Consider the following 17,507-nt stretch of genomic DNA (forward strand, 5'->3'; position numbering starts at 1 on the left):
ACAATTATTAAACCTGAAACTTCAAATCAATAATCTCTTCCATTTCTTTTTGCACTTTGAGAGCTTCTTCTCTAGCCTTTTCAGCAAAATCAGTTCCTTTTGATGCATAGATAATTGCTCTTGCTGAGTTTACCAAAAGTCCCACTTTATCGTTCATTCCGTATTTGCAAACTTCAGACAAACTTCCACCTTGAGCGCCAATTCCTGGAACCAACAAGAAACTGTCTGGAACAATTTTTCTGATTTCAGTAAAATATTCGGCTTTAGTAGCTCCGACTACGTACATTAAGTTTTCGCTATTTCTCCACGTTTTAGAAGTTTCTAAAACTTGTTTGTAAAGCTCTTGTCCGTTTGCATTTAAGGTCTGAAAATCAAATGCTCCTTCATTTGATGTTAGAGCCAGCATAATAGTATGTTTATTTTCGAAAGCCAGGAAAGGTTCAACCGAATCTTTTCCCATATAAGGAGCAACTGTTACACTATCAAAACTTAAATCTTCAAAAAAAGCTTTGGCATACATACTCGAAGTGTTTCCTATATCACCTCTTTTGGCATCGGCAATCGTAAAAATATCTGGATAATTCTCGTTGATGTAATTAATTGTTTTTTGCAGCGACATCCAGCCTTTTATTCCATATGCTTCAAAAAAAGCGGTATTAGGTTTATATCCAACCGTTAAATCGTGTGTAGCGTCGATGATGGCTTTATTAAATTCGAAAATTGGATCTTCGCTTTCCAATAAATGTTGTGGCATCTTAGTAAGATCTGGATCTAAGCCTACGCATAAAAATGATTTTTTTTGAAGAATTTGTTCGTGCAGTTGTTGTGTTGTCATATTGCTTTTTTTGTTGTGCGGCAAAATTACAAATAATATTAATGTATTGCGAATTTGAGCTTCACATTGGATTCATATAACATCTTAGAAAAATTGTGTAAAATTAAATGCGTAGTCGTCATCTAATTTTGATTTGTAACCTACAAAAAGAAATTATGACTCCAAATATCGGAATATCGGCTGCGAACCTTAAAAAGAGCACTACCATATTAGCTACTATTTTATCGAACGAAATGACTCTTTATGTAAAAACAAGAAAATTTCACTGGAATATTTCAGGAAATAGCTTCATGGAATTACATAAATTATTCGAAGATCAATATAGAATTCTAGAAGCTAATATTGATGAAGTAGCCGAAAGAATCAGCCAGCTTGGCGAAAAAACGATTGGAACCATGAAAGAGTTTATCGAAAACTCAACACTAAAAGAATCTCCAAAAGAATATGCTTCACAAAAACATATGCTGGAAGAACTTTTAGAAAATCACGAACAGCTGGTTACTGAATTTAGAGATTACATTCCGATTTTTGAAAATGAAACCAAAGACGCAGGTTCTGCTGATTTTGTAACCGGATTGCTGCAGGAGCATGAAAAAATGGCTTGGATTCTGCGCCGTTATCAGGTTTAAAAGCAAAAATGTGAATTATGCAAATTAACCGGGAATTAATGTAAAAAGGTCTCAATTTTAAAACAGAACTTTACTTTACTATTAATTACAAACAAAATGCAATCATGAATACCACAGAAATAAAAGGAAACTGGAATGAGTTGAAAGGCAAACTAAAGCAGAAATATGCTGAGCTGACAGACGATGATTTGATGTTTGCTGAAGGAAAAGAAGACGAAATGTACGGAAGACTTCAGCAGAAACTGGGAAAAACAAAAGAGGAATTTCATCAAATCCTGTCAGAATTGTAAGTCTTTAAGACTCAATCAGGAAATACCGTCTAGTAAAGCAATATTAGACGGTATTTTTTTGAAGATTTTACTTCTTTTTGCATCAATTTCTACATTCTAAAACACATTAAACACTATAACCACGAATAATTTAATTATCTTTAACCAAAATTTTCTAAAAAATGAAGCTATTTATAAAGTTCGACATAAATACCATTTGTTCGCTTTATCTCAAACAAAACCTCGATCAGCAAGGCATTAATTTTACCAGTCTGGGTTTTGGGGAGATTGAGATTGACGACAATCTGGATGCAGATGCACTCGAAGCTTTAAAAAATAATTTAAGTCCGTGCGGATTTGAAGTAGTTGAAAATCAGAAAAGCGTTTTAGTTCAAAAAATAAAAGATGCTATAATCGAATTGGTTTTTATGGAAGACAGCAACAATTATAAAAGTTCTGTTTTTCTAGCCGAAAAACTCAACCATAGTTATGGCTATTTATCTAATGTTTTTTCTGAAGTAACGTATTCTTCTATTGAAAACTTTATTATCTTACAGAAAATTGAAAGAGCAAAACAATTAATTATTATCAATGAAATGAGCTTAACCGAAATTGCTTTCTTGCTAAACTACTCAAGTGTAGCGCATTTAAGCACGCAGTTTAAGAATACGACTGGTATTACGCCGTCGGCATTTCAGCGAATAATTAAAAAACGAAGAGAAAATTTAAAATAAAAACCCAAATACCACACTAAAATGCAAAAAAACGCATTAAACATTTTACTGGCAGATGATGATGAAGATGACCGCCTTTTTTTTAAAGACGCTTTTGAAGAAATTAAAATACAAACAAACGTAGAGTTTGTGCATGACGGAATGCAGTTAATGGATTATTTATTAAATCCAGATAATAAACTTCCGGATATTTTGTTTCTGGATTTAAATATGCCAAAGAAAACTGGTAAAGAGTGTTTGATTGAAATTAAAAAAACAGATCATCTAAAAAACATTATTATTGCCATCTATTCTACTTCTTCATCTGAAGAAGATATTGAAGATACTTTTATTCAGGGTGCCAATATTTATATCAAAAAGCCAAGCGATTTTAATACGCTTAAAAAAATAATTAATGAAGTCGTGACCGTAAACTGGCACTATCATACCTCTGGGTTAAACCGTGATAATTTCTTGCTGCGACTAAAATAAAAATAATAGTACACCAATGAAATGGATACCAAATTTTAATTCTTCAAACTCTTTGAGAGTTATTTTTGTAATCGCAGTTTTCATTCTGTTATTTATTTCATCGGTAGCTTATAAGCATAATCAGGACTTGAATGAATCAAGCAAACTGGTCATGCATACATACGAGATAAACATTCAATTAGAACGATTGATGTCGGCTATAAAAGATGCCGAAACCGGACAAAGAGGTTATATCATTACCCGAAATGCCCGTTTTTTAACTCCGTATATTTATTCACGCGACAAGGTAAATACTTCATTTATTACTTTAAAAAAATTAACTGCTGATAATCCACAACAGCAGGAAAATCTTCGAAAGCTCTTTAAGCTTATTATACAGCGTTTTGTGTCTTTCGAAAATTGTTTAAAATATAGCGATCCCAAAACATATGATAAACGAAAACTCGATAATCATATGTTTGGGGGACGAATCTTAATGGAAAATATTCGTTTTAAAGTTGACGAAATGAATGACATTGAGAAAACCTATCTTAAAAACAGGCTGAAAATCTACGATGCCGAAATTTCGTTAAGTCCTATATTTTCTATCTCGCTATTCTTAACAGCGCTATTTTTTATCTTACTGGCTTATCGACAAATCAGTAAAGATTTCCAAAGACTAAAACTTTACAATAAAAAGCTTTTAATTTCGAGCGGTTTAATTTCTGAATCTGAAGCAATTGGTAAATTTAGTACCTGGCAATGGGATCTAGATGCTGATAAAATCGATTATTCAGACAATCAATTTCGTTTACTGGGTTATGAACCTGGCGATTTTATTCCAAGAAGAGAAACGCTTTTAAAATCCGTACATCCTGATGACAAGGATAATGTTGCAACTGCTATTGACGGAATCCTTCAGAACAAACAACAGCCTTTTGTATATTATAAAATACTACTTCCAAGTCACGAAGTCCGTTATTTTAAATCGACCGGAAAGTTACTGACAGACCAACAGGGAAGCAAAATTTTACTGGGCATTAATTTTGACATTACCGATGAGCATCTGCTTAATATCGAACTTCAGGAACGTAATAAAGAACTCGAAAAAAGCAATAAAGAATTAGCTTCTTTCAATCACGTCGCGAGTCATGATTTACAGGAGCCGCTTCGAAAAATCCAGACTTTTATCTCTCGAGTTTCTGATGCTGATAAAGCAGTTATGTCACAAAGTGCACGTGATTATATTGCCAAAATTGAAGTTTCGGCAAAAAGAATGCGTATTCTTATCGATGATTTATTATTGTTTTCGAGAACCAATACAACCAAAAAAGAATTCATTAAGTCGAATTTAAATGAATTGCTTGAAAATGCCGAATCGGAATTAACAGAAGTTATAGAAGAAAAAAATGCAGTTATAAATACCTGCAAACTTCCTAAACTTTCGGTGATTCCTTATCAAATCGAACAGCTTTTCATCAACTTGATTGGAAATTCATTAAAATACAGCAGACCGGATGTTCCGCCTGAAATTTCAATTGATTGTGAAAAAGTAAATGCAGCTGATTATCCAGAATTAGATCAAAACATTAAAAAATACCACCGAATTACTTTTACAGATAACGGAATGGGTTTTGATCCTCAGTTTAAAGAAACAATCTTTATTTTGTTTCAAAGACTGCACTCTAAAACTGACTATCCAGGAACTGGAATTGGTCTAGCGATTTGTAAGAAAATCGTAGACAATCATAGAGGTCATATTACAGCTGATAGTGAGCCGAATAAAGGTTCGGTTTTTACTATTTTTCTACCAGATTAAACCTCGTCAGCTCCTTTAAACACTAGATATTAAAACGTTATATAAATTCTTTATGGGAATTATATAACGTTTCTTTTTTATGCTGTAAGGCAAATCATCGTATTCGTTAGCATCTTTGTATTGTAATACTTTAGGAAGTAATAATGAAAGCAAAACCCGTATTGAAAGCCATCATTTTTAAAGTGCTTTTTTTATTGATCGTGATCTTTGTAACATCGTGCCGAAAATCCAATTCAATAGAATCTAATCTTAAAAAAAATGAAGCTTTTAGTAAAAATGATAAAGAAGAAGTTGAGGCTTTCTTTTTTATTGCAACGGCAAATGTTGGAAAAACTATTATTTCTAAAAGTCAAATTGCACAACAAAAAAGTTCAGAGAGTTCAATAATGATTTTAGGTAAAAAAATCGAAAGAAATCAAAGTAGACTGCTGCAGGAAGTAACAGAATTAGCAAATAAAAAACTTATTATTATTTCTGAAATAAATGCAACACACCGCCGCGATACTTACGATCTGGTTACCGCAAAAAATTCTTCCGAATTTAACAGAGTCTATTTAAGAGCAATGAAAAAATGTCTGGAAGAACAAATTCAATTATTAGAGACCGTTTCGAAGGAAACCAACGATAAAGCAATTTTAAAGTTAGTATTGAAATATCTGCCTGAACAATTTGATCTCTTACGAGAGGTTGAACAAACAATTAAGAAAGGAATTAATTAAAAGCCTAACAAATCATTAACTAAATTATTTAACTATGAAAATGCAAAACAATTTTTTATGCGCCTTAGCCCTTTTTATCTCAGCTTCATTTGGAATGCTGCACGCTCAAAATACTAATGTAGAAACGGAGTTTGGTGTAAAAGGTGGATTCAACATGTCTAATCTATACAACAATGGCGATGATGTTGATGACAACAATATTCTATACGGTTTCAATGCCGGTGTTTATGCAACTTTACCAATCTCTGATTTTGTTGCTATTCAGCCTGAGCTTTTATTTACAACAAAAGGTGCCAAATTAGAATACAACAGCGCTCTTTTTAATGGAGACGCTAAATTCAAATTGAATTATATCGAACTTCCATTATTGGTAAGAGTAAATATTACTAAAAACTTTAACGTACATGCCGGTGGTTACGCTTCTTACCTAGTAAGTTCTAAAGTAACAGGAAGCGGAGACGCTGAGTTTGAACAAACTATTGATACAGACGATTTAAACAAATTTGATGCTGGTATTTCAGCTGGTATTGGAGTAGATTTTAATCCAGTTAGTATTGGAGTACGTTACAACTATGGTTTAACAACTGTGGGGAAAGAAAGAACAGCTTTAGGAACAACTTATACTTTTCCTGATGCTAAAAACAGCAACTTAACTTTATACTTATCGTATAAATTGAACTAATTCATTTAGTAACCCTAAAATAAGAAAACCATGTCAAATTTATTATACACCATAGCGGTTATTCTTGTAATACTATGGGCTCTTGGTTTCTTTGTTTACAGTTTTGGAAGTATTATTCACATACTGCTTGTAATTGCCATTATCGCAATATTATTGAGACTTATCAAAGGACGGGAAATTTAAAAACGAATCAACATTAAATAATTATATTAATCTATTAAAAATCAAATATTATGAAAGCATCTAGCACAATTTTAGGAGTAGCAGCTGCAGCTGCAGCAGGAGCATTATTAGGAGTTTTATTTGCTCCAGACAAAGGTTCAAACACTAGAAAAAAAATCAAAGATAAATCGAAAGATTACAGCGATAATTTAAAAACAAAATTTGATGGTATTGTAAACACAATCACTTCAAACGGCAAAGACATCATCGATGAAGGAAAAGCAAAATTCAACCAAGTAAAAGATGATTTCAATACAGTTAAAGACGAAGCTAAAACAGTGAAATCGAACTACTAATAAAAAGTGATTTTTTCAAACCATAAAATACTATATCATGGAACCAAATGCAACAACAAACGAGAATTTAAATCTTTATGAAAAAGCTGAAACTTATGCAAAAACAAGTTTAGAATTATTAAAACTTAAAACAGTATGTTCAGTGGCTGATGGTGTTTCATCATTGGCATCAAAGATAGCAGTCGGCGTTGTTGTTGCATTTTTTACCCTGTTCTTGAATATTGGTTTAAGTTTATGGATTGGAAAAGAACTTGGAGAATATTATTTCGGATTTTTTATAATGGCACTTTTCTATTTAATAGTAGCTGTTGTAATACATAAATCTCATCATAAACTAATCAAAACTCCTATTGGAAATTCGATTATTTCGAGCATCTTAAAAGAAAAATAAAAACTGATTTAAAATATTAATACTTAAAAAAGACTATTATGGAGCCTATTTACACTATTGATGAGTTAAATCAGAGAATAAAATTATTAGAAGATCGTCAGGATGCCGAATGGTGTGCTATTAAAGACCATATCGATGATATTAAAGAAAATTTAAAGCCTTTAAACCTTATTCGAAATACGGTTGAAGAAATCAACGAAACGGTTGGCTTTAAAAGTCATATGGCACAATCAGCCATCAGCATTGCGATTGGATATTTAGCCAAACGATTTATTGTTGGAAAAGGTGATACTATGTTTAAAGGAATTTTAGGCTCAATTGTCCAGCTTATCGTAACCAATCTGGTTTCGAAACCTAGCGAATCTTCAAATGAAACTTCTGAAGAAGAAGAATCATCACAATACGAACCATCATAAGAGTAATTGTCGAATTAAATACTGACTATTATGGAAAAGCTAAACGAAATAATCATAAAGAATGGTGTGACCCTCTACTCTAACTTATATAAATGTTTTGAATTTACAAGAGTATTTCTCGGTATCTAACTCGCTTATACGTTTCACAAGGCAACAAAACGATTAAACAGTTAATACATCACTATATTTTTAAGGTTATGAGATTCTAAGCTTCTAAGAAGCTAAGATTAAAAGTTTACAACTTATCTCAAACCAAAAAAGAGACTTTTTTACACTAGTAAGAAAGTCTCTTTTCTGTTTTTAGGGACAAAGGCTCAAAGTTACAGAGTTACAGAGAGTATAAACCTTTGCCACTTTGAGCCTCTGAACCTTTGAACCTCAAAAATCAATTATAACTCTGATAAATAGGAATCTTCAATCCCACATATACATTGCTGGCTTTTGAATTGTTTGAAAACAAATTCGAAATCAGCGAACCTGATCCTATGAATAATGGTCCGGCTCTAAAACCAGTTCCTATTTGTGTTCCGCTGTATTCCATGTACGTAAGCGGAATGTAAAAACTAAACTGGCGAGTTTCATATCTAGGTGTAAAAGTAACCGAATTAGCAATCGCAGTTCCGTTAATTTTTTTGGCGTCGACCAATCCGAAATCACCACTTAAATTCAGGTAAAACTTATTATCGATATTCCAGTCAAAGTTGGCATGAAGAGCGGTTGGAAGATTTGCTTTTACTCCTTTCTGCGATGAAACTTTGGTATAATGATCATTAAAAAACTGAAAAATATCACTCGCATTATCAATATCATCTTGTGTCACTCTTCCTGCGAGGTTATATGTATTCTCGATAACATTTTTATAATTCAACTTCCCAAAATCTGTTATCGAAGCTGCCGCTTTTAATTTGTATCGATTTCCAATACAAGTATGGCAGTTGGTGCGGTATTCGTACGTAAAACCCAAATCGATTCCCACACCTGCTGATGATATATCAAATTTTGGGTCTTTTCCTGCATTGTAATCATAACTAGCAGCTGTTTTTAAAGTTCCTGTTGAAAGATATTCACTTTGCGACGGAATCACATTGTCCTTTTCATAAGCAACACTCAGATTATTTCCGTTGATATAATTGTTAACTCCCGCCATTAGGTATTTTATGGTAAGACCAGCTTTTATAAAATGTACATCTTCGTCTACTAATATTGTTCCGTAACTTGCTCCAATCTCAACCCAGGAATTGGTAACTCCATTTGGGTTACCGCCTGTAAATAAAAAACTGTTTGAAGCATCTACATCTTTATTAACCTCATCAATAAGCTGTCCGTTAATGCCTGTAAGATTGGTAACACTTCGTACACGAGTAAAAACTCCAATACTGTGCTCTGGCGTAATATTCATCATAAACGATGGCCCAAGAATATCGATGTTCAAGTTTCCTCTGTTATTTGTTTTAAAATTCTTTGACGCATCGGTTTCTAGGCTGTAACCTCCATCAAAAACATCGGCAATATTAACACCATATAAATCGTTTTGTCCCGTTGCGCTGACAGACGAAATGGTAATATCAGATCTGAATTTAGAATCAACAATCGCTGACGGATTAAACAAAACTCCCTGAATTCCCGCATAATTATCGTCCCTAAATCCAAAATACGACTGTCCCTGACAATAAAAAAAGCTTCCAAAAAAGCTGCATAAAAGTAAAGTTCTCTTCATAAATTAACATTTGTTGGTTGATTAGTACATTTCTCTTTTTGGTAAAAGACAAACAAATATGAAACAAAAAATGTTTTAAAAAAACTTATGCTTTTTGCCAGTTCAAAGCAGCAAAGTGGCAAAGCTTCAGAGATATACGAAAATTCTTTTCAAAAAATATTATAAATCTTACTCCCCTAAAAGATCATGTAGTATTGCTCTTAGATAACACAAAAAAAGCCGAACAAATGTTCGGCTTGATTATTTTTGATATTCTATTAAAAAATATAGAATTTACATCAACTTAAAACTAAATCTAAGAAAAAACTTAAGAGTGTTTTTCCAAAGCGACAAAACCATTGCGACTCTGAACCTTTGTAGAGCTCTGCCTCTAGAAATTAATATACTTCCGAAGCCTCTTTTAATTTCTCCATGTTGTTTACCAACTGAAGCTCAGAAACAATTTTCTGAATATCACCGTTCATGATGTTACCCAAATCATAAAGCGTTAAACCAACACGGTGATCGGTTACACGACCTTGAGCATAGTTATACGTACGGATTTTAGCCGAACGGTCTCCAGAACTTACCTGAGAACTACGTTTTTTAGCATCTTCCTCTTGCTTTTTAGCCAATTCCATTTCGTATAAACGAGAACGTAATACCATTAAAGCTTTATCTTTATTCTTATGCTGTGATTTCTCATCCTGACATTGCGCCACTAATCCGGTTGGAATGTGCGTTAAACGTACAGCCGATTTCGTTGTATTTACCGACTGCCCTCCAGGTCCTGACGAACAGAAGAAATCCACACGAACATCGTTCATATCTACCTGAACATCAAACTCCTCCGCTTCTGGCAAAACCATAACCGTAGCTGCCGATGTATGCACACGACCTTGCGTTTCAGTTTGAGGAACACGCTGCACACGGTGAACACCTGCTTCAAACTTCAACGTTCCGTATACATCTTCTCCAGTAACTTCAAAAATAACCTCTTTGAAACCACCCGAAGTACCTTCGTTCATATCTACAACAGAGGTTCTCCACCCCATGCTTTCGCAATATTTAGTGTACATTCTAAATAAGTCACCAGCAAAGATACTTGCTTCATCTCCACCCGTTCCGGCACGAATCTCCACCATTACGTTTTTAGCATCTTCAGGATCTTTAGGAATCAACATAAATTTGATTTCCTCCTCCAATTCTGGCAAGCGATCTTTAGCTTCGTCCAACTGCATTTTGGCCATTTCCACCATTTCAGCATCGCTGCCATCAGCAATGATTTCGTTAGCCTCATCGATATTTGCCAAAACTATAATGTATTCTTCTCTCTTTTCAACCAAAGCCTTAATACTTTTATATTCTTGGTTGAGCTGCTTATAACGCTTTTGATCAGAAATAACATCCGGCTGAATAATCAAATCCGAAATCTCATCAAATCGCTGCTTTACGTATTGAAGTCTATCTAACATTTTCTTTTTCCTTTATTTGGACTGCAAAATTACAAAATTTTTGTGGAAAATTCTAGTGTTGATTTTTTGTGCTTTTTGAAGCTGATTTTGAATAAATTATTTTATTAATCGATTTTAATTTATTTAACATTTCTATTCAAAATTTAAAAAACAGGTGTTTTTACCTGCTTGTTTGTTAAAATTAAAAACGATGTTTGTTTTAAGTTTAAGGAAGAAGTCTTAAACACAATGACTTTAAAGTTAGTTTTCTTAAATTAGACAATTCATCAACTTTAATTAAAAGTTTAATAAGTGGCAAATCTTAAAATTTTCGTTTCTTCAACTAGTTATGATTTAGGTTTATTAAGATCTCATTTACGTAGTTTTATTTCTAATTTTGGATATGACCCTGTAATGAGCGAATACTCCGACGTCCTATATAATCCATCTCAACATACTCATACTAGCTGCATTCATGAAGTAAGCAATTGTGATTGCTTAATAGTAATTATCGGCCCTAGATTTGGAGGAACAATAATCCCAAAAGCTTTGACTACAATTGATATTTCAAAAGCAAAAACATCAAGTCTGAGCACTAAACTTCTAGAAGATCCAGAGAAACTTTCTATAACTCAATTAGAAGTTATAAAAGCAATTGAAGACAGAATTCCAATTTTTACTTTTATTGATTCAAAAGTACTTCATGACCACAATGTTTATGAAAAAAATAAATCAAAACCAATTCTGAGTGAGATTGATTTCCCTTCTATTGAAAAGAAAGAAACTGCAATTTACATTTTCGAATTTATTAATTTTTTGCGACATCTAACTGAAAATAATTCAATTCAGCCGTTCAGTCGAATTGAAGACATAGATAGTCATTTAAGAAAACAATGGTCAGGACTTCTGCAACGCTTATTATTTGAACAACGTTCTAAACTAAATGAAGAAAGAAAATTTGATTTTTTAACAAAACAGATCGAAGATATCAAAACTGCTATATTAACAACAATTCCTAGTGATGAACTCAAAGAAACTGCAAAAGGGGCAATACATTTTCGAGGCATAATAGATTTTTTATTAAATTTTGAAATTCCAGAAATTGAAAAAATAATTTTAAGCAACAAAAATTGGGACAATATTCTTGTCGATATGGGAATTATTGATATTGAACAAATTACTGATTCAAGACTATCACGCTTATCAAGATCTCAAATTGCCTTCCTAAAAGCTGATGGTACATTTTTTATCTGTCGATATAGAATTGATATTCTCGAGAATATTAAATTAGACTGGGAAGCATTTCATGTTCTTCCACAAAATAGAAAAGAAGCCATATTAGCAGCCATTAAGGATACTTTCACATTTGACACTAGTGATTTTAAAACTGTACGTTATATAAATGACAAATTCGAAAATTATAAAGATAAACCAAAATACGAAATTGTTGAAGAAATCAAAGATGAAAAAAATAAACCTATGGCTTCTCACAGACCTCAAAAAAAGTAATCTTTCAAAAATTTATATTCCAAAATTGTTGCAAGCATGTTGCTAGTGATCGCAATCAAAATCTATTTTTAAATCATTTTGTGACGAGCGAGATGCTCACACTAGTAGTAAAGACTTTTTATTTAAATTTTTAAACTTCCAATCTTACTGAATGACAAAACATTAATAAACAAAAAAACAATTATGTGTGAAATTGATATTCATATTTATATAATAATTATTATAATGATTACAGCCGGATGCTTTGGAGGCTATTTAAATTATCTCCACAACTTTGATACTGCAGAAAATGATTCAGTAGACAATCAAGCAAAAAAGAAATATATATTGCTGGGTATTGGAGCAGCCATATTAGTTCCTGCATTTTTAAAAATGATATCAAGTGGCTTAATTGAAAACAAAAAAAATAATATTGATTATTTAATTTTTGCAGGTTTTTGCTTAATTGCAGCCATTTTTTCTAGAAGATTTATAAATACAATTGGCGAAAGAATTTTAGAAGCTGTGAAAAAAGCTGAAAAGACAGCTCAAGAAAGCAAAGAAAAAGCAGAATCTACTCAAAAAGAATTAACATCCGCAAAAGAAAAAATTGAAGATGTAAGACTAGTCGTAGATCTTAATAATACACAAGACGAGCCGTACATTCAAAATAATAATCAAAAAGATGTTTTATTAGAATTAGCAAATTCATTCGTTTCAAAAACAAGCATTTCTGATTATTCTGAAAGATTAAAATTAAAGGCAGAACTGGGTAGAAAAATGGGTGAAATAATTGTTAGAAATAATTTATCAAAACAAGCTTTATTATTAGAAAATAAAACCGAAGGGCTTTTTTTAGCTTTAGCATATTCAGTTCAATTAAAACCTAACAAGGGTGATGATGAAATACTTGAAGAAATTTCAAAATTGGCTACTCAACTTTATACACGATATTCAATACTAAATGCATATGATACATTAGCAAGAAGAAATTTTATAAAAGAAGATCAAATAATGTATATATTAAATATTATAAATGGATTTCAAAAGAATGCAGATAAGGCTTTGTTATCTAAAATTAAGGATACTACAAATATTTTAAAGATAGCAAATCCAAATTTAAATTAATCCCGATAGCCCCGATAGCGCGGATTTGCAATCCGTGCCCACAATAGCAAGACACAAAACAAATTATCAAATACAAAAGCTACATAAATCATGTAGCTTTTTTTATACCCAAAAAACTCAAAACACAATCTTATAAACCTCATCCAACAACTCCATTTCTTCATCTGGCAATAACTGCAAAGCAATTTCAAGTAAAGTCAATACATTAATATCGGTGTCTTTATGAAAAACGGCTAAACTACGAGCTTCTTTATTCATTAGAACAATACTCGCTTTAAGCAAATCTGAAACCATCATATTTAATTCGTTATAAGAAGAAACTTTTAGCGGTATCGTAAACGAATTGTTTTCTTTAGGCTCTGGTTTTAGTTTAGTAAAATATCTTCCTTTATTTATTAATTCCAGTAATTCGGCTAGTCTTTCTTTATTTTGTATTCCCATGATTTCTAATTGTTTTTCTTCGAAACGAAATTAGAAACAATAAACTATTTTTATGTGATCGTAAACAATCGAGTATTTGCAACCGATTTTTAAAAATCTAAAACCTACACGAAATATTCTATATTTGTTTTCACCAATTACTTGTACTAATAACCTTTTATGGAAGAAAAATTTTGCTGGCGTTGCAATATGAAGGTCATAATGCTTGATGATCCAGAATTTGAATTATGTCAGGAAGCATTGCTAAATGGAAAAAATGTAGTCGAAAAAGAATTAGAAAAAAGAAACATTCAAAATTATGTTTGGCTGGACAAAATTGAAACGTTTGAAAAATATCGCTATTTCCTCGAAATGTATAAACTAATAACGGGCGAGTATGAATCTAACCCTTTAGCTATTTTGCATCATCAGAGAAGTCAATTCGGGAAAGATTGTCCTAATTGCGAAAAACCTTTTAGAAGTCCAAATGCTATTTATTGCCCAAGTTGTGGCTATGGCTCGGAAAACTTAACTAAGATCTAAAAATTTAACTATGAAAAAAAGTCTCTTATTAGTAATAATGATTCTTCTTTTTGGAATATGTTTCTTATTCAATTCCTGTACAGAAAAAAACAAAAACGAAATTAAGATTACAGAAAGCCAGGCTTTAAAAATTGCTAAACGATATGGTATTTCAGGAGATAAAGTGCTCATTTATTTTAATACTTATACTTACTCCAAAACGAGTTTAGGATATAAAAATGGAAAAAGAAAATTATATTAATGGAATGTATCAAAAGAATGTAATCATTGTCCAATGATACAAATTGATGCAGTAACTGGAAATGTGTTTTCTGAAGGTAAATATCATTACGTTCATTAAAATTAAATTAGCAAATCGTGCAGCTTTTCTATATTTACACAAAACAAACCAAAAAACTATGACCCTAATTGCAATTTTCTTTCCGTGTGTTTCTTTCTTTTTGAGAGGAAAAATATTAACGTCGATTCTTTGTCTAATTTTGCAAGTAACCTTAATTGGTTGGATTCCCGCTGCAATTTGGGCTGTTATTTCTTTACAGAATTCAAGAGCTGATAAACGCAATAAGCAACTAATAAAAGCGATCAAATCTAAATCGTAACTATAAATTAGGTTTTATTTTTGTCTTGATGACAATAAATCACGTTTTCTAAAACTTAAAAAAATCAAGCAACTATCACACATTCCACATTTTTATTCTTCTGTTATTTACATGTTGGCTATTGTTAAGCAATAGTTCCTCCTTTGCATATGTGGATAAATTTTTAATTATTCCATAATATTTTTTTGAAGTAATTATCTGGTGATTTTGAAAGAAAAAATTTATGGTTTATCCGTAATCGAATTAGTTTTAAACAAGGTATTTTTGAGAAACAACTTTGTTATTTATAATTCAAATTTGGAAACTCCCCAATAGTATCTTTAACTAAATTAATAGATTATGAAAAAATCCACAAACAAGTATTACGGTAAATCGCTGCTTTTTGCGTTTGCATTTTCAGCATTGTTCTTATTCCAAAACTGCTCTGACGAAACTTCTGATTCAGCCAGTATTGAAAATGCGCTAAAAAAAGAATCAGTTTCTAAAGATGGTAAAACGTCAAAAACTGCTCTTACAAACACAATAATATCATCTCAGGTAACAGCATCTGGTCCTACTTACATTCAGGGCGGAACAACCTTATTTGAATGGCAGTATACAGGAAGTATCCCTAATCCTGATTTAAACAGCATTATCTGGTGGTATTCAAAAGTAAATAACAATGGAGAAGCTCCTTACGCTATTGGCTGGGGCGCAACTGGTTATTTTATGTCTGTACCAGATACTTATTATTCTGATCCCGGACTTCAAACTTCAAACTTTAAAATCTATCTTACGATACGTGATACCAGCGGAAACCTTTATCAAAGTTACAGTATTTACCAAATCATGAAAAAAGGAAAATATAAATTAGAAAATTCCCTTTAACAAAAAAAAGCGCAAATTCTCTAGATTTTGCGCTTTTCTATTTTTTAAACGTTAGTTAATATATGTTTTTAGATTGAAGACCACTTTCCTGATTTTGCATTAATATCCTGATGCTTTTCCATATAAAGAAAAACAACTTATCTTTATGTGATAATTTATAGCGATATGAAAGTACATACTACAAATTATTTTGACACTTTTATTGAAGTAGCAGAAGATACAAAAGTAGATCACGGAATTATACCACCCAGTAAAGACAAGAAAACCATTGCAGAAATGCAATACGAGCTCATTGCTAAAAATCCCTATCAATTTACTTCTGATGATATTCTTTTTCAGGTTTTTGCTGATCGAAACGATTTAACGAAAAATGAATACGAAAAAGCTCGAGAACAATTTTTCTCAAAAGGACAAGCTTGCTTTCGCGCTTCACCTCTTACCAAAACATACGGATTTGGTATTCATAACAATCATAATGGAAAAATTGCGCTTTTCGGAATGGAAACAGATGAATATCAAAAGTTTATCAAGGACCCAAAAGTAAAAAAAGTAAAAGCGATGAAATCAATCAGATAAATTATTAGAATACAAACAATATACTCAAATGTTATGGAAAACTTTGACTGGACTTCTTTCACCAAAAAAATAGCTGTAAAAGCTAACATTCAGGACATTTACAATGCTTGGACAAAAGCCGATGAATTACAAAGATGGTTTCTTGAAAAAGTTTCTTCAATCTTCATCTAGACTTTGAAAATTTCTCTCATTTTTCATTTGCATTTAGAAAATTGTTCAGACATTCGCCTAAAGCATTGATTAATAAAACAAAATGACTAAAAAACTAGCACTACTTCTTTTAATACTGATTTATGGTTGCAACGCTGATATAAATGATAGGGATAAAAGAAACGAAAATTGGGTATACTGGTTAGATTCAAAAACTGGTAAATCATCTTGGATTCCAGTAAGCGACCAAACAACAGTAAAAGACGGAAAATATATTTCATTTTATTTTAAAGGAACCATTTATGAAAAAGGGAAATTAAAAAACGGAAAAAATATTGATACAATTTACTGGTACGATCAAAATGAAAAACTCATACACTATGCTTTGGTTAAATCTGGGAAATTTATCCAGTATTATGTAAATGATGGACCTTATATTTCATATTTCCAAGATGGAAAAGTTTTTGAAAAAGGCATCGTAAAAAATCATAAAATAAAAGATCAATGGAAAAGATATTTTAATAATGGAAATATAGAATGGAGTATCGATTTTAAAGACGGTACCGGTCTAAAAACATGGTATTTTGAAGATGGACAAATATCTGCAAAGACTGCATATATTAAAAACAAACTTAGTGGGCAAAATAAACATTGGTTTGAAAATGGTCAAGTGAAAGAAATCTCATACTGGACTAACGGAATGCAAACTGGTTTATTTGAATGTTACTTTGAAAATGGAAAACTTGAACAACGAACGAATTGGAAAAATGATGAACCAGAAGGTCTGAGTGAACGCTGGTATAATAACGGTCAAAAAAAGAACATTCAGTTTTTTAAGGGAGGACTCATTGATGGAAATGGTAAACAATGGCATCCCAACGGTAAATTACAAGTAGATCTAAATTATATTTCTGGAAAAAAGAATGGAAAAGCTCTTAAATATCATGAAAACGGAAATCTTCAAGTTGAAGGAAATTATAAAAACGATGAGCAAGATGGAGTTTGGAAATGGTATGATGAAAATGGGAAATTTATCCAAAAAGATATTTATGTCAATGGAAAATTAATTGAAATTCAAAATAATTTATAACACTTACATAATTATGAATAAATAAAGTGATGGT

Annotated in this window: 24 protein-coding genes; 20 read left to right on the forward strand and 4 right to left on the reverse strand. The window is 31.7% G+C overall.

Going from position 1 to position 17,507, the window contains the following annotated elements; all coding sequences use genetic code 11:
- Positions 1-7: 7 nt before the first annotated feature.
- A complete protein-coding gene (pyrF, locus tag P2W75_RS12605; RefSeq protein WP_276380727.1) occupies positions 8-835 on the reverse strand; it encodes an orotidine-5'-phosphate decarboxylase in 828 nt (275 codons plus the stop codon).
- 155 nt (positions 836-990) lie between these two features.
- Between pyrF and P2W75_RS12610 the strand changes: the two genes are divergently transcribed.
- From P2W75_RS12610 to P2W75_RS12660, 11 genes are all read left to right on the forward strand, one after another.
- On the forward strand, positions 991-1,464 hold the full coding sequence (locus tag P2W75_RS12610; RefSeq protein ID WP_207297107.1) for a Dps family protein: 474 nt from the start codon (positions 991-993) through the stop codon (positions 1,462-1,464).
- A gap of 104 nt (positions 1,465-1,568) precedes the next feature.
- Positions 1,569-1,754 carry a CsbD family protein gene (locus P2W75_RS12615; RefSeq protein WP_008462351.1) on the forward strand — a complete coding sequence of 62 codons (186 nt, stop codon included), beginning with the start codon at positions 1,569-1,571 and terminating at the stop codon, positions 1,752-1,754.
- A 161-nt stretch (positions 1,755-1,915) separates the two neighbouring features.
- Positions 1,916-2,467, forward strand: a complete 552-nt coding sequence (locus P2W75_RS12620; RefSeq protein WP_207297108.1) for an AraC family transcriptional regulator — start codon at positions 1,916-1,918, stop codon at positions 2,465-2,467.
- A gap of 21 nt (positions 2,468-2,488) precedes the next feature.
- Positions 2,489-2,938 carry a response regulator gene (locus tag P2W75_RS12625; RefSeq protein ID WP_207297109.1) on the forward strand — a complete coding sequence of 150 codons (450 nt, stop codon included), beginning with the start codon at positions 2,489-2,491 and terminating at the stop codon, positions 2,936-2,938.
- Between the two features lie 16 nt (positions 2,939-2,954).
- On the forward strand, positions 2,955-4,736 hold the full coding sequence (locus P2W75_RS12630) for a CHASE3 domain-containing protein (protein WP_207297110.1): 1,782 nt from the start codon (positions 2,955-2,957) through the stop codon (positions 4,734-4,736).
- Between the two features lie 143 nt (positions 4,737-4,879).
- Positions 4,880-5,455, forward strand: a complete 576-nt coding sequence (locus P2W75_RS12635; RefSeq protein WP_276380728.1) for a DUF4142 domain-containing protein — start codon at positions 4,880-4,882, stop codon at positions 5,453-5,455.
- A 34-nt stretch (positions 5,456-5,489) separates the two neighbouring features.
- On the forward strand, positions 5,490-6,137 hold the full coding sequence (locus tag P2W75_RS12640) for a porin family protein (RefSeq protein WP_207297112.1): 648 nt from the start codon (positions 5,490-5,492) through the stop codon (positions 6,135-6,137).
- A gap of 30 nt (positions 6,138-6,167) precedes the next feature.
- On the forward strand, positions 6,168-6,320 hold the full coding sequence (locus P2W75_RS12645) for a lmo0937 family membrane protein (protein ID WP_143102046.1): 153 nt from the start codon (positions 6,168-6,170) through the stop codon (positions 6,318-6,320).
- 50 nt (positions 6,321-6,370) lie between these two features.
- Entirely contained in the window at positions 6,371-6,655 is a 285-nt protein-coding gene (locus P2W75_RS12650; RefSeq protein WP_207297113.1) for a YtxH domain-containing protein, read from the forward strand.
- A gap of 37 nt (positions 6,656-6,692) precedes the next feature.
- Positions 6,693-7,046 carry a hypothetical protein gene (locus P2W75_RS12655; protein ID WP_207297114.1) on the forward strand — a complete coding sequence of 118 codons (354 nt, stop codon included), beginning with the start codon at positions 6,693-6,695 and terminating at the stop codon, positions 7,044-7,046.
- A 38-nt stretch (positions 7,047-7,084) separates the two neighbouring features.
- Positions 7,085-7,462, forward strand: a complete 378-nt coding sequence (locus P2W75_RS12660; protein WP_207297115.1) for a hypothetical protein — start codon at positions 7,085-7,087, stop codon at positions 7,460-7,462.
- Between the two features lie 385 nt (positions 7,463-7,847).
- Here P2W75_RS12660 and P2W75_RS12665 read toward each other — a convergent pair whose 3' ends face one another.
- Positions 7,848-9,179, reverse strand: coding sequence for a DUF5723 family protein (locus tag P2W75_RS12665; RefSeq protein WP_276380729.1), 1,332 nt, complete (start codon positions 9,177-9,179; stop codon positions 7,848-7,850).
- Positions 9,180-9,556: 377 nt separating this feature from the next.
- Positions 9,557-10,633, reverse strand: a complete 1,077-nt coding sequence (gene prfA / locus P2W75_RS12670; protein ID WP_207297117.1) for a peptide chain release factor 1 — start codon at positions 10,631-10,633, stop codon at positions 9,557-9,559.
- A 291-nt stretch (positions 10,634-10,924) separates the two neighbouring features.
- On the opposite strand from prfA, the gene P2W75_RS12675 reads away from it, so the two are divergent.
- Both P2W75_RS12675 and P2W75_RS12680 read left to right on the forward strand, forming a co-directional pair.
- Positions 10,925-12,121 (forward strand): DUF4062 domain-containing protein, encoded by a 1,197-nt coding sequence (locus P2W75_RS12675; RefSeq protein WP_276380730.1) that lies wholly within the window; start codon positions 10,925-10,927, stop codon positions 12,119-12,121.
- Between the two features lie 183 nt (positions 12,122-12,304).
- Positions 12,305-13,228 carry a YEATS-associated helix-containing protein gene (locus P2W75_RS12680; RefSeq protein WP_306801527.1) on the forward strand — a complete coding sequence of 308 codons (924 nt, stop codon included), beginning with the start codon at positions 12,305-12,307 and terminating at the stop codon, positions 13,226-13,228.
- A 117-nt stretch (positions 13,229-13,345) separates the two neighbouring features.
- Here the strand turns inward: P2W75_RS12680 and P2W75_RS12685 are convergent, their stop codons facing one another.
- On the reverse strand, positions 13,346-13,669 hold the full coding sequence (locus P2W75_RS12685; RefSeq protein ID WP_276380732.1) for a hypothetical protein: 324 nt from the start codon (positions 13,667-13,669) through the stop codon (positions 13,346-13,348).
- A 159-nt stretch (positions 13,670-13,828) separates the two neighbouring features.
- Between P2W75_RS12685 and P2W75_RS12690 the strand changes: the two genes are divergently transcribed.
- The 7 genes from P2W75_RS12690 to P2W75_RS12720 all read left to right on the forward strand — a co-directional run bounded on the left by P2W75_RS12690 (position 13,829) and on the right by P2W75_RS12720 (position 17,473).
- Positions 13,829-14,191 (forward strand): hypothetical protein, encoded by a 363-nt coding sequence (locus tag P2W75_RS12690; protein WP_276380733.1) that lies wholly within the window; start codon positions 13,829-13,831, stop codon positions 14,189-14,191.
- A gap of 10 nt (positions 14,192-14,201) precedes the next feature.
- Positions 14,202-14,432 (forward strand): hypothetical protein, encoded by a 231-nt coding sequence (locus tag P2W75_RS12695; protein WP_276380734.1) that lies wholly within the window; start codon positions 14,202-14,204, stop codon positions 14,430-14,432.
- A gap of 157 nt (positions 14,433-14,589) precedes the next feature.
- Complete coding sequence (locus P2W75_RS12700) at positions 14,590-14,790, forward strand: YqaE/Pmp3 family membrane protein (RefSeq protein WP_207297124.1); 201 nt, start codon at positions 14,590-14,592, stop codon at positions 14,788-14,790.
- A gap of 339 nt (positions 14,791-15,129) precedes the next feature.
- Positions 15,130-15,657, forward strand: a complete 528-nt coding sequence (locus tag P2W75_RS12705) for a hypothetical protein (protein ID WP_207297125.1) — start codon at positions 15,130-15,132, stop codon at positions 15,655-15,657.
- A 165-nt stretch (positions 15,658-15,822) separates the two neighbouring features.
- Entirely contained in the window at positions 15,823-16,233 is a 411-nt protein-coding gene (locus P2W75_RS12710; protein WP_276380735.1) for a DUF6157 family protein, read from the forward strand.
- 33 nt (positions 16,234-16,266) lie between these two features.
- Positions 16,267-16,404, forward strand: a complete 138-nt coding sequence (locus P2W75_RS12715; RefSeq protein WP_276380736.1) for a hypothetical protein — start codon at positions 16,267-16,269, stop codon at positions 16,402-16,404.
- An 82-nt stretch (positions 16,405-16,486) separates the two neighbouring features.
- Positions 16,487-17,473: a toxin-antitoxin system YwqK family antitoxin gene (locus tag P2W75_RS12720; RefSeq protein WP_276380737.1), complete on the forward strand. Its 987-nt coding sequence runs from the start codon at positions 16,487-16,489 to the stop codon at positions 17,471-17,473.
- Positions 17,474-17,507 lie beyond the last annotated feature (34 nt).

It is taken from the genome of Flavobacterium sp. H4147, from assembly GCF_029360735.1.
Classification (GTDB): domain Bacteria; phylum Bacteroidota; class Bacteroidia; order Flavobacteriales; family Flavobacteriaceae; genus Flavobacterium; species Flavobacterium endoglycinae.

Coding starts and splice junctions, on each gene's coding strand:
- pyrF (WP_276380727.1), bottom strand. CDS start 835: ATGACAACACAACAACTGCACGAACAAATTCTTCAAAAAAAATCATTT.
- P2W75_RS12610 (WP_207297107.1), top strand. CDS start 991: ATGACTCCAAATATCGGAATATCGGCTGCGAACCTTAAAAAGAGCACT.
- P2W75_RS12615 (WP_008462351.1), top strand. CDS start 1,569: ATGAATACCACAGAAATAAAAGGAAACTGGAATGAGTTGAAAGGCAAA.
- P2W75_RS12620 (WP_207297108.1), top strand. CDS start 1,916: ATGAAGCTATTTATAAAGTTCGACATAAATACCATTTGTTCGCTTTAT.
- P2W75_RS12625 (WP_207297109.1), top strand. CDS start 2,489: ATGCAAAAAAACGCATTAAACATTTTACTGGCAGATGATGATGAAGAT.
- P2W75_RS12630 (WP_207297110.1), top strand. CDS start 2,955: ATGAAATGGATACCAAATTTTAATTCTTCAAACTCTTTGAGAGTTATT.
- P2W75_RS12635 (WP_276380728.1), top strand. CDS start 4,880: ATGAAAGCAAAACCCGTATTGAAAGCCATCATTTTTAAAGTGCTTTTT.
- P2W75_RS12640 (WP_207297112.1), top strand. CDS start 5,490: ATGAAAATGCAAAACAATTTTTTATGCGCCTTAGCCCTTTTTATCTCA.
- P2W75_RS12645 (WP_143102046.1), top strand. CDS start 6,168: ATGTCAAATTTATTATACACCATAGCGGTTATTCTTGTAATACTATGG.
- P2W75_RS12650 (WP_207297113.1), top strand. CDS start 6,371: ATGAAAGCATCTAGCACAATTTTAGGAGTAGCAGCTGCAGCTGCAGCA.
- P2W75_RS12655 (WP_207297114.1), top strand. CDS start 6,693: ATGGAACCAAATGCAACAACAAACGAGAATTTAAATCTTTATGAAAAA.
- P2W75_RS12660 (WP_207297115.1), top strand. CDS start 7,085: ATGGAGCCTATTTACACTATTGATGAGTTAAATCAGAGAATAAAATTA.
- P2W75_RS12665 (WP_276380729.1), bottom strand. CDS start 9,179: ATGAAGAGAACTTTACTTTTATGCAGCTTTTTTGGAAGCTTTTTTTAT.
- prfA (WP_207297117.1), bottom strand. CDS start 10,633: ATGTTAGATAGACTTCAATACGTAAAGCAGCGATTTGATGAGATTTCG.
- P2W75_RS12680 (WP_306801527.1), top strand. CDS start 12,305: ATGTGTGAAATTGATATTCATATTTATATAATAATTATTATAATGATT.
- P2W75_RS12685 (WP_276380732.1), bottom strand. CDS start 13,669: ATGGGAATACAAAATAAAGAAAGACTAGCCGAATTACTGGAATTAATA.
- P2W75_RS12690 (WP_276380733.1), top strand. CDS start 13,829: ATGGAAGAAAAATTTTGCTGGCGTTGCAATATGAAGGTCATAATGCTT.
- P2W75_RS12695 (WP_276380734.1), top strand. CDS start 14,202: ATGAAAAAAAGTCTCTTATTAGTAATAATGATTCTTCTTTTTGGAATA.
- P2W75_RS12700 (WP_207297124.1), top strand. CDS start 14,590: ATGACCCTAATTGCAATTTTCTTTCCGTGTGTTTCTTTCTTTTTGAGA.
- P2W75_RS12705 (WP_207297125.1), top strand. CDS start 15,130: ATGAAAAAATCCACAAACAAGTATTACGGTAAATCGCTGCTTTTTGCG.
- P2W75_RS12710 (WP_276380735.1), top strand. CDS start 15,823: ATGAAAGTACATACTACAAATTATTTTGACACTTTTATTGAAGTAGCA.
- P2W75_RS12715 (WP_276380736.1), top strand. CDS start 16,267: ATGGAAAACTTTGACTGGACTTCTTTCACCAAAAAAATAGCTGTAAAA.
- P2W75_RS12720 (WP_276380737.1), top strand. CDS start 16,487: ATGACTAAAAAACTAGCACTACTTCTTTTAATACTGATTTATGGTTGC.